Here is a 13,616-nt window from a genome sequence, read left to right on the forward strand (position 1 = left end):
AAGGAGTCAAGAATGAAAGATTTTACGATTGCCTCAAAGGTCATTTTTGATACGTCGCTCAGGGAGTATTTTAGTCAAAGTCCTTATCAAAGAGCCATGATTGTGGCGGACCCGATGATGGTGCAGCTGGGATTTGTCGATCAAATCAGTGCACAGTTCCATCAAACTGATAAAGCCTTTTTACTCTTTGATGCCATCACACCGGATCCAACAGTGGAAACGATCGGTGAAGGAGTTTGGCAGATGAATCAATTTCAACCGGATTGCCTGATTGCCATCGGCGGCGGTTCTGCGATTGATGCAGCCAAGGGCATGATTTTAGCCAATTATAAATTGTCGGCAACTTATCAGAAGCCAGCCTTCATTGCGATTCCGTCAACCAGTGGAACCGGCAGTGAGGTAACATCCTTTACGGTGATTACCAACGGCAACGATAAAAAGCCCTATGTTGATCAACGGCTAGTGCCAGAGGTAGCCATTTTGGATGTTGATTTGGTGAAAACCGTACCGGCCAAAATTACGGCGGATACCGGGATGGACGTGTTGACCCATGCACTGGAAGCCTATGTATCAACCAATGCCAGTACCTTCACCGATGCCTTAGCCGAAAAAACGGTGCAGCTGGTTTTTGAAAACCTAATCGAAGTTTTCAAGCAGCCGGATAACTTATCGGCGCGACAAAAAATGCACGAGGCCTCAGCCTTGGCGGGTATGGCCTTTACCAATAGTTCCTTAGGGATTAATCACAGCTTGGCTCACGCGATTGGCGGGATTCATCATTTGCCCCATGGTCGTATCAATGCACTGCTTTTACCAGCGGTAATTGCCTACAATGCCCAATCAGAAAATGGTCAGAAATATTGTCGACTAGCTAAGCTTTTAGGTTTGCCGGCTGCCACAACTGAAGAAGGTACAGCCAATTTGATCTTAGCGATTGAATTATTAAATGAAGCTTTAGAGATGGAAAAGAGCTTTAGCTGCTTTGGCATTTCTGAGTCGGTTTATCAGCAGGTGGGTGACACCATCGCGGCCTTTGCTTTACAGGACGACTGTACGAAAACCAATCCACGAGCAGTGACCGCAGAAGCGCTAAAGGAAATCTATTTGTCACTTTACACTAGAAACTGAAAATTGAGAGGAGTTTTAAAATGGTAGAAAAAAGTAAACGGATTGATAAGTTAATTGATGATTTGTATTCGGTGGACCCAAGAATTGAGTCTGAAAGGGTCTTATTGATTACCGAATCTTATAAAGAAACTGAAAACCAACCAGTCATTATCCGCCGGGCAAAAGCCTTGGAAAAAATTCTCGGCAACATGAGCTTAGTGATTCGTCCTGACGAGTTGATTGTAGGGAACTTAACTAAATCACCGCGGGGCACCCAAATTTTCCCTGAGTTTTCGAATCAATGGTTGGAAGAAGAATTTGACCGAATTGAAAAACGGACAGGCGACTTGTTCCGAATTTCTGAAGAGGTAAAACGCGAACTTTCCGAAGCCTTCAAATATTGGAAAGGCCGCACCACTAATGAATTAGCGACAGAGTTAATGTTCCCAGAAACCAAAGATGCCATGAATGCTGGCGTGTTCACAGTAGGGAACTACTATTTTAATGGCGTGGGGCACATCTCGGTGGACTACGGCAAAGTATTGGAAATCGGCTTGAAGGGCATCAAAGAAGAAGCCCAACAAGAATTAGATTCCTTAGATTATGGCGATCCAGAAGCCGTGACTAAATCCCATTTCTTGGAAGCCGTGATTATTTCGACAAATGCGGTAATTAATTATGCCAATCGTTTGGCAAGTTTGGCTGCTGAAGAAGCAAACCGGACTAGCGACAACAAACGTAAAAATGAGTTAGCTAAAATTTCCGAAAATCTGCGTCGGGTACCAGAATACCCAGCAGAAAGTTTCTATGAAGCCTTGCAGTCCTTCTGGATTATCCAAGCGGTGATTCAAATTGAATCCAATGGGCACTCCATTTCACCAATGCGTTTTGACCAATATGTTTATCCATTCTACAAAAAAGATGTAGAAGGCGGCCGGATTTCTGAAGATTGCGCCCAAGAATTATTGGATTGCCTATGGGTGAAATTCAATGACGTGAACAAAATTCGTGATGAAGGCTCAACTAAAGCCTTTGGTGGTTACCCAATGTTCCAAAACTTAATTGTCGGGGGACAAAACGGTCGCGGAATTGATGCCACCAATCCATTATCATTTGCATGTTTAGAAGCAACTGCTCATACCAAATTACCGCAGCCATCCCTTTCGATTCGCGTATGGAATAAAACACCAGAAGCGTTGCTGCATAAAGCCGGCGATGTTTCTCGCATGGGCTTAGGTATGCCTGCCTACTACAGCGATGAAGTAATCATTCCAGCGTTGGAAAATCGCGGCATCAGCTTACAGGATGCACGAGATTACGGCATTATCGGCTGTGTAGAACCACAAGTTGGTGGCAAAACGGAAGGCTGGCATGATGCGGCGTTCTTCAACATTCCAAAAGTATTGGAACTTACCTTAAACAATGGCTACGCTGACGGCAAAAAAGTTGGTTTGCAAACCGGCGATGCCGCTTCTTATACCAGCTATGAACAATTGGAAGCAGCCTTCAAAAAACAAATGGAATATTTCGTTAAGCTGTTAATCAATGCCGATAACTCAGTGGATGTGGCTCACGGTCAAAGAACGCCGTTGCCATTCTTATCTTCCATGGTAGATTGCTGTATTAAAAAAGGCAAATCGCTGCAAGAAGGCGGCGCTCATTACAACTTCACGGGGCCTCAAGGGGTTGGGATCGCCAACGCTGGGGATTCATTGATGGCGATCAAGAAAGTGGTCTTTGAAGAAGGCAAGTTAACTTTGCCAGAATTAAAACAAGTTTTAGACAGCAACTTTGGTAAAGGTGCGTCCATTAGTCAAGCTGCACCAGCGGATAAATTAACCAACGTTGATTTAACCAACCTGACTAGCGAAAAATTGGTGGATCTGTTGAAGGATCTGTTAGCCGAACAACAAAATCCAACACCAGTTGCAGCGGCAGCGACGAACAAAGACGGCGAATACATTCGTCAATTGTTAATCAACGGCGCACCAAAATTCGGTAATGACATTGATGAAGTCGATGATATCGTGCGGGAAGTAGCCTTGATTTATTGTGAAGAAGTGCAAAAGTATACCAATCCACGGGGCGGTACGTTTCAACCAGGCTTGTACCCAGTTTCGGCCAACGTTTCTTGCGGAATGGAAACGAAAGCTTCAGCCGACGGACGTTATGAAGGCGAACCTTTAGCTGATGGGGTATCACCAACTTCTGGTCGCGACCAAAATGGTCCGACAGCTGCTATGAATTCGGTAGCGAAATTGGATCACCACATTGCATCAAATGGTACTTTGCTGAACCAAAAATTCCATCCATCTGCTTTGCAGGGGGAAGAAGGCTTGAATAACTTGTCAGCGTTGGTTCGCGGTTACTTTGAACAAAAAGGCATGCACGTGCAATTTAACGTAATCAGTCGTGAAAAACTGATGGATGCCCAAAAGAATCCAGACAAATACAAAAACTTGGTGGTTCGGGTAGCGGGCTACAGTGCTCACTTTGTTTCACTGGATAAATCAATTCAAGAAGATATTATTGCCCGGACGGAACAAGTCTTCTAGGCAATACGACTGAGGTGGATGTATGAATGCGACAAAAGAAAAGACCGGCATGATTTTTGATATCCAGCGCTTTTCGGTTCATGACGGGCCCGGCATTCGGACGATTGTCTTTTTCAAAGGCTGTCCGCTGCGTTGCCAATGGTGCTGCAATCCCGAAAGTCAGGTCTTCAGCAAGCAGCTGATGCTGATTCAAAAAAACTGTATCAGCTGCGGTATGTGCGCACCGGTTTGTCCTCAAGGCGCGATTTCTTACACGCCGGAGGTAACGATTGATCGGTCCAAGTGTATCAATTGCGGCAAATGTACCGATGTTTGTTTCAGTGAGGCCTTGACCATGACCGGAAAAGAAATGACGGTTAACGACTTGATTGTCGAGCTGAGAAAAGACGAGGTTCATTACCGGAAATCCAACGGTGGCATTACCTTATCCGGCGGCGAAGCCTTGGCTCAGCCGGAAATGGCAACGGCACTTTTAGCAGCCGGCAAGGAACAAGGCTGGCATACCGCGATTGAAACCACTGGTTATGCGAGAAAAGAAGTATTGGAAAAAATACTGCCTTATACCGATTTAGTGCTGTTGGATATTAAACATTTAAACAGTGTGAAGCATCAAAAATATATCGGACAACCCAATGATTTGATTTTGAAAGCCGCTCAGGTGATCGCAGAATTCCCTGGAGTGGAGCTGGTGGTGAGAATCCCAGTGATTCCGGATTTTAACGATAGTCCCGAGGATATTGCGGCGATTGCGTTGATCGCTAAGCATTTGAAGGCGACTAAAATTAATCTGCTGCCGTATCATCCCTATGGTTCCAACAAGTATGGCCATTTGGATATGACGTATTTGGCAGCCGATATTGATACACCTTCCACCAATCGCATGACGATTTTGCAGGAATTAGTCGAAGGAATCGGCGTGCCATGTAAAATTGGTGGGTAAATAAATGGAAAAGGAGGAACGGGAAATGAAACAAGTCATGGACGGCAATCAAGCAGCCGCTTACAGCTCCTATGCTTTTTCAGAGGCAGTCAGCCTTTTCCCGATCACCCCTTCTTCCAAAATGAGCGAAGTGGTGGAAGCCTGGTCCCAGCAGCAGAAAGAAAATGCGCTGGGAGAAACGGTGGAAACCCTAGTGATGGATTCGGAAGCCAATGTGTCGGGGGCGATGCACGGATTGTTGAAGTCCGGGGTGTTAACCACTACCTATACCTCCTCACAAGGTCTACTGTTAATGGTTCCTACCTTATACAAAATGGTAGGGGAGCTTTTGCCGGGCGTCTTTCAGGTGGCGGCTCGCTCCGTTTCCACCAGTGCCTTAAATATTCACGGGGATCATAGCGATGTGATGGCCCTGCGTCAAACTGGCGCGGTAATGTTTTCGGCCAGCAGTGTGCAAGAAGCTGCTATGTTTTCGGCGACCGCTCACTTAACCGCCATTCGAGGCCGCTTGCCGGTCGTGCACTTTTTTGACGGCTTTGATACTAGTCATGAATTGCGGAAAATTCAACTGCCGAGTTATGAAGAGTTGGCCCAGCAGGTTGATCAGGACTCCTTGACACTTTTCAAAAGTCAGGGCGTTTCCAATTTTTCACCTAAGGTCAGCGGTACCGCCCAAGGTCCGGAGTTGTATTTCCAGCAACGGGAAGCCGCCAATCTTTTCTATCTTTCAATTGAAGGAATCATTGAGGAAACGATCCAGCACCTGAACCCGCTTTTTGGAACCGACTGTGCTTCCGTCAATTATTATGGTGATCCTCAAGCTGAGTCAGTGATGGTTCTGATGGGTTCTGCCAGAGAAATTGCGGAAGCGGCCGTGGATGACTGCTTAGCTCGGAATGAAAAGGTGGGACTGTTAACGGTTCATGTGTATCGACCGTTTCCGAAACAAAAATTTCTAGAGGCAATGCCTACTACAGTGAAACAGCTGGCGGTTTTGGATCGTACTAAGGAACCTGGTGCTTCTGGTGAACCTTTATTGCTGGATGTGCAACGAGTGGTTGCTGCCCATGATCCTGCCGTCGAAGTAATTGGCGGTCGTTATGGGTTAGGTGGTAAAAAGACCACTGTGGCTCAACTGTTGGCGGTGTTTGCTGAATTGAAGAAAGCTGGGAGAAAGTCCGAATTCACCATCGGAATTACCGATGATGTGACCAAGCTTTCGTTAACACCCGGTAAAAGAGCTCGTGAAGCAGAAGTAATTGGGATTGAAATTCTCGGCGTCGGCTCTGACGGGACAGTTTCCAGTGCTAAGGATTTTGTTCAGCTGATTAGTCAAGAAACCAATTTTGATGTGAAGGCTGATTTCGTCTATCCTGCCACAAAGTCTCGGGGTCTTACCTCGGCCCGTCTTTTCTTTGCCAAAGAGAGGATCTGCGGCGTGGACGAAGAGGTGCCAGTCGATTTTCTGATGTGCCATGAGCTGAGTTACTTAAATGAATATCAGGTCCTCGAACCGTTGAAGGATGGGGGAACCTTACTATTAAATACCAGTTATAAAACAGAAAACCTGCCGCAACATCTGACCAACCAGGTGAAGCGGGTGATGGCTGACAAAAACATTAGAGTGTTTGTAACGGATGCCAATCGAATTGCCCGAAAGCATCAGCTGGGTCCTAAGATCGGACCATTAATGATGGCTAGTTTGTTAGAGAAGACGGACTTTTTAGCGAGTGATTCAGTGCAGGAAAGTTATCGCGTACTTGTGCAGCAGCATAGTTATATGGAAGATTCAGAATATCGCCAGTCTGTGTTTGCGGCGATGGATCAAGTGCTGGCTACAAGTGAGGAGCTTACCGTCGATCTTAGCTGGTCAAGCTTGGTTGATAAACCTTTGGAAACCAAGCTAAAGCTGAATAAGTTTCAGCAGGCGATTTCCTCGCCGGTGCAAAAACGTTTAGGCAACACGATTTCTACTTGCGACCTGTTAGCCAATGGAATGGCGGATGGATCGATTCCGTTAGGGGGCAGCCAGGATATGCTGGTACCTCCAGCCGAGGAAATTCCTTGCTGGCAAAAAGATTCATGTCGTCAGTGCAACCTGTGTTCGCTGGTTTGTCCTCACGGCGCGATTCGCCCGTTTGTGACAGAGGCTAAAGAAGCGCTGGGGGATTTTAAAGGAAAGCCCAAGCTGGATTATCAAGTTTTGCTTAATCCTGAGAAATGTACCGGCTGCCAATTATGTGTCGAAGCTTGTCCGGCCAAAGCTGAGAAGGCATTAAGTTTACAACGTCTTACTCAAGCTGAACGGGAGGATAAGCAGAAACAATGGGAAGCAGCGGAATCTGCGAATCTGAACGAAAATATGGCTCTAACCAAACGAAATGTACGGGAAACTCAATTTGTAGAGCCGTTACTGAAATATTCCGGTGCCTGTGCCGGCTGTGGCGAAACGCCTTATGTAAAATTACTAACCCAACTGTTTGGGGAACGCTTAAGTATTGCTAACGCCACCGGTTGTTCCTCCATTTGGTCAGCCAGTGCACCTTTTTCCGCTTTTTATCAAACCAAGCAGCAAACCGGTCCGATTTGGTCCAGCTCCTTGTTTGAAAACAATAGTGCCTTTGGATTAGGGTTGGAGCAAGGCTTCAAGCTTCGCCATAAACAAGTGTATCAGCTGCTGGAGGAAGTGTCTGCCGACAAACAATACGGGATTGTCATTCGTAAATTTGCTGAAGACCTGGTGAAGCTGGCGGGAAAAAATCTGACTGCGATTCAACAATTTTTAACTCTGATCGCTGATTCCAAGGATCAAAAGCTGCAGCGGATTGTCGAAATGAAGGCTTATTTAGTGAAAAGAACCCACTGGATTGTTGGGGGAGATGGCTGGGCTTATGATATCGACTTTGGGGGATTGGACCACCTCATTTCCCGCAGCGAAGATTGCAACGTTCTGATTTTAGACAATGAAGGCTATGCCAATACCGGCAACCAACTGTCAAAAGGAACGCCATTAGGGGCCAAAGTAAAATTTGCATCTAAAGGCAATCGTCGAATGAAAAAGGATTTTGGGTATTATGCGATGCAGTATGAGGATATTTTCGTAGCACAGGTTTCGTTGTTTTCTCATCCGGCCCATGTTCAGAAGGTATTTCAGGAAGCTGAAGCGTATCCTGGGACTTCGATCGTGATTGCTTACAGTCCTTGTATCATGAATAATACCAATTTATCGGCGGTTGAAAGCAGCAAAGAAGCTGTGGCCTGTGGTTACTGGCCGCTGTATACCTATTGTGATGGCAAAATGAAGCTGTACAGTAAACCGCCAGATGCCCAAGCCTTCAACGCATTTTTACAAAAACAACCAAGATTTCAGCATCCTGATTTTACTCAGGAGCGAGTCAATCGACTATTTACGGTAGCCAAGCAGCGCTATCTCAACTATCAGCTGCTTAAAGAGCTAGGAGAAATTGATTTTGGAAAGGAGGAGATGAATTGAACAGAGAATCTTTAGGAATGGTGGAAGTCCGCGGCCTCGTCGTAGCGATCGAAATTGCTGACGCAATGGTAAAGGCAGCCAATGTTCGTTTAGGAGAACTAACCAAAACCAAAGGCAACGGCTGGATTGTAGTCAAGGTCTTTGGTGACGTGGGGGCAGTTAATGCGGCAGTCGATTGCGGCAAACACCTCGCTGCTCAAGAAAACAGCCTTATTTCCAGCAAAGTCATTCCACGTCCCATCGACAATATTTTTTTTGAGCCGGAAAAGCCGGAAGAAAAAGAAGAACCAAAAGTAGAAGAAGCAAAAGCTGAGGAACCGAAAACCGAGGAAGCAAAGGTAGAGGAAACGAAAGCAGAAGAAGTAAAACCTGAGGAATCAAAGCCAAGCGATTCCGAGAAAGCAGTCGATGAGAAAGTAAACGAGTCTGCAAAACCTGAACCAAAACAAACCGAAACCAAAAAAGAAGTCACGGCAGAAAAGCCGAAGACGGAAGCGAAAAAACAATCCGAGAAAAAAACAAGCGGGAAAAAAACGACCAAGAAAAAATCGAAGTAAACTCAAGGAGGAAGAACAATGAATGATGCATTAGGAATGGTAGAAACACGAGGGTTTATCGGAGCAGTTGAAGCAGCTGACGCAATGGTGAAATCAGCCAATGTTCAATTGGTAGGTTATCAACAAATCGGATCAGGACTAGTAACTGTCTTGGTTAGAGGCGATGTTGGCGCAGTAAAGTCAGCAGTTGATGCTGGTTCTGCAGCAGCTTCTAACGTGGGAGAAGTAGTCTCCGTTCACGTGATTCCACGCCCACATACCGATGTGGAAAACATTTTACCTCAGCTATAAAAAAATTGAGGACATTTCTTGTCCTCAATAATGAATAGAAACGCTTCTATTTATTATTAAGGACAAGAAGGAGAGAAAAACTGCGACGGATAAATTACGTCACGAATACTCCACCAGAATCGCAGATGGGCCAACTATTTTAGAAAGAAGATGAGTCTATGTATATTGGAAAAGTCGTAGGAAATGTGGTATCCACCAAAAAAGAAGAAGCCTTAACCGGCTATAAACTGATGATTGTGGAATTGATCCAAAGAGCTACCCAAGAAAAGCTGGAAGAAATTGTCGCCATTGATTTAGTTGGTGCTGGACGGGGCGAGTTTGTATTAGTAGTCAGAGGGAGCTCGGCTCGAATGGCCACCAAAAATCATGACGCACCAATCGACGCCGCCATTATCGGAATCATTGACACCTTCGATGAATAAAAGGAGCAAACAAGATGAACTATTTAACTTCTGAATCCGTTACAAAAGGGCATCCTGATAAATTGTGTGACCAAATTTCCGATCGTATTTTAGATGCTTTTTTGACAGGAGACCCAGAATCCAGGGTTGCCGTTGAATGCATGATTTCCAATAACCTGCTAATTATTGCCGGTGAAGTCGCCAGCCGTGCCCAAGTAGACATAGAAGCTGTCGCAAGAACTCTTCTGCAGGAGGTGGGGTATACCAGTAATGCAATCGGGATTGATGCCAAAAACTGTATTGTCCTCACCAATCTCCATCAGCAGTCACCGGACATCAGCCAAGGTGTAGATCAAGCCACAGGATCAATTGGTGCCGGTGATCAAGGCAGTGTCTATGGTTATGCTTGCAACGAAACGGTGGACTTTATGCCGCTTCCGATTCATTTAGCCCATGCTTTGACACGAAAATTGGATACAGCCAGACAAAGCGGCGAACTGCCCTTCTTATTGCCGGACGGCAAAGCGCAGGTGACGATTCTTTACGACGAAAAACAGCAGGCGATTCAGATTTCTGATGTGGTACTTTCCACCCAGCACATCGAAGAAATCACTGTCGAAGAGCTGCGAGGTCAGGTCAGAGAAAAGATCATTGCACCTGTTTTGCCAGCCAAATTGCTGAATGAAAAAACCCGCTATCTGATTAATCCCACTGGTCGTTTTGTCATCGGCGGACCTTTCGGCGATACTGGGCTTACCGGACGGAAAATTATTGTCGATACTTATGGCGGTGTCATCCCCCACGGCGGCGGAGCATTTTCTGGAAAAGACGGCACCAAAGTGGATCGCTCCGGAGCATACATGGCCCGCTACATCGCAAAAAGTATTGTCGCAACCGGCTTGGTCCAGCGCTGCCAAATCGCTCTATCTTATGCGATTGGCTATCAAGAACCGGTGGCGATTGACATCAAGACCTTCGGCACCAGCAGTCTACCAGAAGAGCTGCTGAAAATCGCCGTGCTAAAAACCTTCGACCTGTCACCGAGAGGTATGATTGATGCACTGCAGCTGAAGACGCCATTTTTCAAACAAACATCTGTCTACGGCCACTTTAACAACCATAGTGCCTTCCCTTGGGAGAAACTGGATAAGGTTGAAGCAATCAAGCGTTTCGTGAAGGAATTTAGTTAACTATCCCCGACACTGGACAGAAAAAATGATAAATCAAACTATATTTTTAGTCGATAGCCCCGAAAGACGAGTGAGGTTGTCGACTTTTTGCTCGCCCCGACGATTTCTGCAGCTTACTTCCGCTTCTTCCCGCCTCTTTTTTTAATCTGACTTAAGATCCCCCATTTATTCTGTTTATTCCGCTGAACTTTATTTGCTTGCTCCTGGGCTAGTTTCTTGCGTTCCTGTTTGGTCAAATTCTTCTTGCCTTTAGCGGGCGCAGCGGCTGCTTCCGCTTTTTCCTGGTCTCGGACCTTCTCTTTTTCCATTTCCTGCTGAATCTCCCGCATCGGTCGTTCGTCTAGGGTAGCTCGAAAGGCAATTTCAGCCTTTTCTTCCTCGGAAATAGTAGAAGGATCAAAGCCGGCGGTATAGAAATCATGTAAAGCCTGTGCTTCTTCTTCGGATAAGTATTTACTTGGAAATCCATCAATGATTTCGGCCGATTCTGCTACAATAGTGTCTTCATCCTGTGTCTCAATGATTGCTTCTTCCTCGGTTGCGTTTTCAATTTGAGTATCAAAAGCAGCTTCAGTAGATTCAACAGCATCGGATAACGATGCATCAAGTGGAAGCAGCTGTTCTGCATTTTTCATCAATTCAGCCGCCGCTTCTTCATCTCGACGATCAAAGCTTGGTTCATAAATGGTGAAGTCAGCATAAATCGGCTCCGCAAAACGCTGAACGCCGTCTTTGTGGAAGATATTCAGGGTGCTCAAAATAGACATTAGGGCATAGTGCTCCTCTTTGGTGATATCAGGATTCACGTTACTTAGACTCCAGCTGTGTCTTTTGCCATTGCCATCCTTAAAATAAGAGAGCATATTGGTTTTCTTTTCTGTGGGTCGTGCCTTAGAAATCAGGCGCGGTCGCAGTTTTTCTATGTACAGCTCCGTACGTTTCGTCAGCTGTTCAAACTCAGCTTCACTAGCAAATAAACGGTTTTTAACCTTTTTCCATTCATCATCGGTAAAGTAATCACGGAAATAGACGCAGGACAAGCGAATTTCATGGACAGCCTTACTAGTCAAAAATATCTTACGGATTAAATCTTCTGCTAAAAAAGAAAAATCTTCTGTCGAAAGGGCGTTGCGAATCATCACGGCTAAAACTGCTTGAATGGTATAGACATCGTTGCCTGATTCCGAATGGAAATCATGAACGCGTTTTTCGAGAGATGTTCTTTTCATTGTGTTGATCTGTCTGGAAGATAATACGTATTTTGCGGTTGTCATAGTTCACTGCTCCTCGTCTGTTTGCATTATTCAAATATTTATTCAAATGATTTTTGGGTTAAGGTGTTCTAAACTTGGCTTACGGCTGGAAGTACTCAATAAATTCTTGTTCGTGCTGGTTTATTTCTACTCAGTTCGGTGGATACGAATACTAAAGCGGGGAAATTCACTGATACTAAGAACTGAGCTAGGGACTTTATCACAAATTTTCTTGAGTCAGTTCTATTTAAGTTATATGTTTTCAAATATAATACAAAACCACATGACGAAAATCAAGCGTTTTCTTAAGATGTGTAAAAACATTTTTTTAGGTGAAAGTAAATATTTTTTCATAGGTCACAAGCGTTAAATATAAACGGAAAATAAATTAGAAAGAAATTGATAGGATTTGATGACATGGTTCTTTTTTTCTGTTTTTTACGGGTAAATCATCAAAGTCGGTCAATTTTCTCTGCGACACGCTTAGTTGTTTGGTTTTTTAAAAAATTATTTGTTAGTAAATATCTATAATAAATTCCTGGTTTATATGAATCAATTTTCAATAAATGGCTGTGATTTTACTGCATGTGATAAGTGCTGCTAATCTATTTCTACTTAGGACTACCATCATGTTGTTAACAAACCAAGTCAAAATGTCTTCAAAAAGCGAGTACTTTTCACCTGATCAGGTCGTAACGATTGCCGATTTATTGTAAAATAAAGAAGGTTGGAGCTGGATTGCTTTAATCTTTCTTACCTAGGAGGAGACACATTGACTACTATTATTTTTGATGTAGATGACACGTTATATGATCAATTAACGCCTTTTCAACAGGCTTTTGAAGCGGTTTTCCATGACCCGTCCATTCCGATTGAAGCGCTTTTTAAGTACAGCCGAATCTACAGTGACGAAGTGTTTCAGCAGTCAGAAGACGGCACAATCACTAAGCTGGAGATGCAGATTTATCGCATAAGAAAAGCGATGGAACACTTTGACCAGCAGATAAGTGATGAACAGGCGATCAAATTTCAAGAAGTCTATCAATACAATCAGAGCCGACTTCAGATGGATCCACGAATGATGGAAGTTTTGGACCTATGCACGGAGAAACAGGTGCAGATCGGCATCATCACCAACGGTCCAGCCGAACATCAGCGGAAAAAAATCAGATGCTTGGAGCTTGAGAAATGGGTGCCCAAGGAATATATTTTTGTCTCAGGTGAGTTGGGGATTGCTAAACCGGATGTCCGGGTGTTCCAACATGTAGAAAAAGCGATGCAGTTGGATAAGAAAGCCACCTACTATATTGGCGATGCCTATCTTAACGATATTATTGGTGCAAAAAGAGCGGGGTGGCAAGCTATTTGGGTGAATCGTCGCAATCATCCGATGGAATCAGAAGAATTTGTCCCTGACTATTTTATCGAGAACGATACCGATGTTAAGCAGCTGATTCTTTCATTGATTTAATACGTCAAAGCAGGTAATTGTTAGCGTATTTTTGCGGGTTTATACGGATATACCCAGTAGGATAGATGCTATTTTACGCGGTAAAATATAACCGAACAGGAGGCGAGGGTATGCCAAAACTAACAATTGAAGTAACCGAGGAAGAAAAAGTTTTCTTGGATGAAGTGGCGAAAATAAAAGGCGAACAGTTGGATGATCTATTAAAAGATCAAGTTTTCGAGGCTTTTGAAGATATGTATGATGCTCATGTCGGTGATTTAGCTTATAAAGAACACCAGAAAAATCCTGTTTCCAAACCAATTGTAGAACTTTTAAGTGAATTTGGCATCAATCCTGAAAAAGAATAACCGCACATAAA

General features: G+C 44.4%; 11 protein-coding genes. 10 read left to right on the top strand and 1 reads right to left on the bottom strand.

The genetic code is table 11. The features are described 5' to 3' along the window. The first annotated feature begins 12 nt into the window (after nucleotides 1-12). The 8 genes from IGI42_RS20920 to metK all read left to right on the top strand — a co-directional run bounded on the left by IGI42_RS20920 (nucleotide 13) and on the right by metK (nucleotide 10,534). The gene (locus IGI42_RS20920) at nucleotides 13-1,128 is read left to right on the top strand and encodes a 1-propanol dehydrogenase PduQ (protein WP_438717980.1); all 1,116 of its coding nucleotides are present in this window, start codon (nucleotides 13-15) and stop codon (nucleotides 1,126-1,128) included. Between the two features lie 20 nt (nucleotides 1,129-1,148). Next, nucleotides 1,149-3,662, top strand: a complete 2,514-nt coding sequence (locus IGI42_RS20925) for a glycyl radical protein (RefSeq protein ID WP_438717981.1) — start codon at nucleotides 1,149-1,151, stop codon at nucleotides 3,660-3,662. 22 nt (nucleotides 3,663-3,684) lie between these two features. Beyond that, the gene (locus IGI42_RS20930; protein WP_438717982.1) at nucleotides 3,685-4,602 is read left to right on the top strand and encodes a glycyl-radical enzyme activating protein; all 918 of its coding nucleotides are present in this window, start codon (nucleotides 3,685-3,687) and stop codon (nucleotides 4,600-4,602) included. A 25-nt stretch (nucleotides 4,603-4,627) separates the two neighbouring features. Further along, entirely contained in the window at nucleotides 4,628-8,095 is a 3,468-nt protein-coding gene (gene nifJ / locus IGI42_RS20935) for a pyruvate:ferredoxin (flavodoxin) oxidoreductase (protein ID WP_438717983.1), read from the top strand. After that, entirely contained in the window at nucleotides 8,092-8,652 is a 561-nt protein-coding gene (locus tag IGI42_RS20940; RefSeq protein ID WP_438717984.1) for a BMC domain-containing protein, read from the top strand. The genes nifJ and IGI42_RS20940 overlap by 4 nt, the downstream gene beginning before the upstream one ends. Nucleotides 8,653-8,670: 18 nt before the next feature. Beyond that, on the top strand, nucleotides 8,671-8,943 hold the full coding sequence (locus IGI42_RS20945; RefSeq protein WP_438717985.1) for a BMC domain-containing protein: 273 nt from the start codon (nucleotides 8,671-8,673) through the stop codon (nucleotides 8,941-8,943). Between the two features lie 158 nt (nucleotides 8,944-9,101). Then, a complete protein-coding gene (locus IGI42_RS20950) occupies nucleotides 9,102-9,365 on the top strand; it encodes a EutN/CcmL family microcompartment protein (protein WP_438717986.1) in 264 nt (87 codons plus the stop codon). A 14-nt stretch (nucleotides 9,366-9,379) separates the two neighbouring features. Beyond that, nucleotides 9,380-10,534: a methionine adenosyltransferase gene (gene metK, locus IGI42_RS20955; RefSeq protein WP_438717987.1), complete on the top strand. Its 1,155-nt coding sequence runs from the start codon at nucleotides 9,380-9,382 to the stop codon at nucleotides 10,532-10,534. Nucleotides 10,535-10,647: 113 nt separating this feature from the next. Here metK and IGI42_RS20960 read toward each other — a convergent pair whose 3' ends face one another. Then, entirely contained in the window at nucleotides 10,648-11,808 is a 1,161-nt protein-coding gene (locus IGI42_RS20960; RefSeq protein ID WP_438717988.1) for a DUF2922 domain-containing protein, read from the bottom strand. 751 nt (nucleotides 11,809-12,559) lie between these two features. Between IGI42_RS20960 and IGI42_RS20965 the strand changes: the two genes are divergently transcribed. Both IGI42_RS20965 and relB read left to right on the top strand, forming a co-directional pair. Next, nucleotides 12,560-13,258: an HAD family hydrolase gene (locus tag IGI42_RS20965; protein WP_438717989.1), complete on the top strand. Its 699-nt coding sequence runs from the start codon at nucleotides 12,560-12,562 to the stop codon at nucleotides 13,256-13,258. A gap of 110 nt (nucleotides 13,259-13,368) precedes the next feature. Next, nucleotides 13,369-13,605, top strand: coding sequence for a type II toxin-antitoxin system RelB family antitoxin (gene relB, locus IGI42_RS20970; RefSeq protein WP_438717990.1), 237 nt, complete (start codon nucleotides 13,369-13,371; stop codon nucleotides 13,603-13,605). Nucleotides 13,606-13,616: the final 11 nt, after the last annotated feature.

This window comes from Enterococcus sp. AZ109, from assembly GCF_051714625.1.
Taxonomy (GTDB): domain Bacteria; phylum Bacillota; class Bacilli; order Lactobacillales; family Enterococcaceae; genus Enterococcus_A.

What these genes read in the sequence shown, in the direction of transcription:
- relB (WP_438717990.1), top strand. Translation starts at nt 13,369, where the DNA reads ATGCCAAAACTAACAATTGAAGTAACCGAGGAAGAAAAAGTTTTCTTG.
- IGI42_RS20930 (WP_438717982.1), top strand. Translation starts at nt 3,685, where the DNA reads ATGAATGCGACAAAAGAAAAGACCGGCATGATTTTTGATATCCAGCGC.
- IGI42_RS20950 (WP_438717986.1), top strand. Translation starts at nt 9,102, where the DNA reads ATGTATATTGGAAAAGTCGTAGGAAATGTGGTATCCACCAAAAAAGAA.
- IGI42_RS20945 (WP_438717985.1), top strand. Translation starts at nt 8,671, where the DNA reads ATGAATGATGCATTAGGAATGGTAGAAACACGAGGGTTTATCGGAGCA.
- IGI42_RS20925 (WP_438717981.1), top strand. Translation starts at nt 1,149, where the DNA reads ATGGTAGAAAAAAGTAAACGGATTGATAAGTTAATTGATGATTTGTAT.
- IGI42_RS20920 (WP_438717980.1), top strand. Translation starts at nt 13, where the DNA reads ATGAAAGATTTTACGATTGCCTCAAAGGTCATTTTTGATACGTCGCTC.
- IGI42_RS20960 (WP_438717988.1), bottom strand. Translation starts at nt 11,808, where the DNA reads ATGACAACCGCAAAATACGTATTATCTTCCAGACAGATCAACACAATG.
- nifJ (WP_438717983.1), top strand. Translation starts at nt 4,628, where the DNA reads ATGAAACAAGTCATGGACGGCAATCAAGCAGCCGCTTACAGCTCCTAT.
- metK (WP_438717987.1), top strand. Translation starts at nt 9,380, where the DNA reads ATGAACTATTTAACTTCTGAATCCGTTACAAAAGGGCATCCTGATAAA.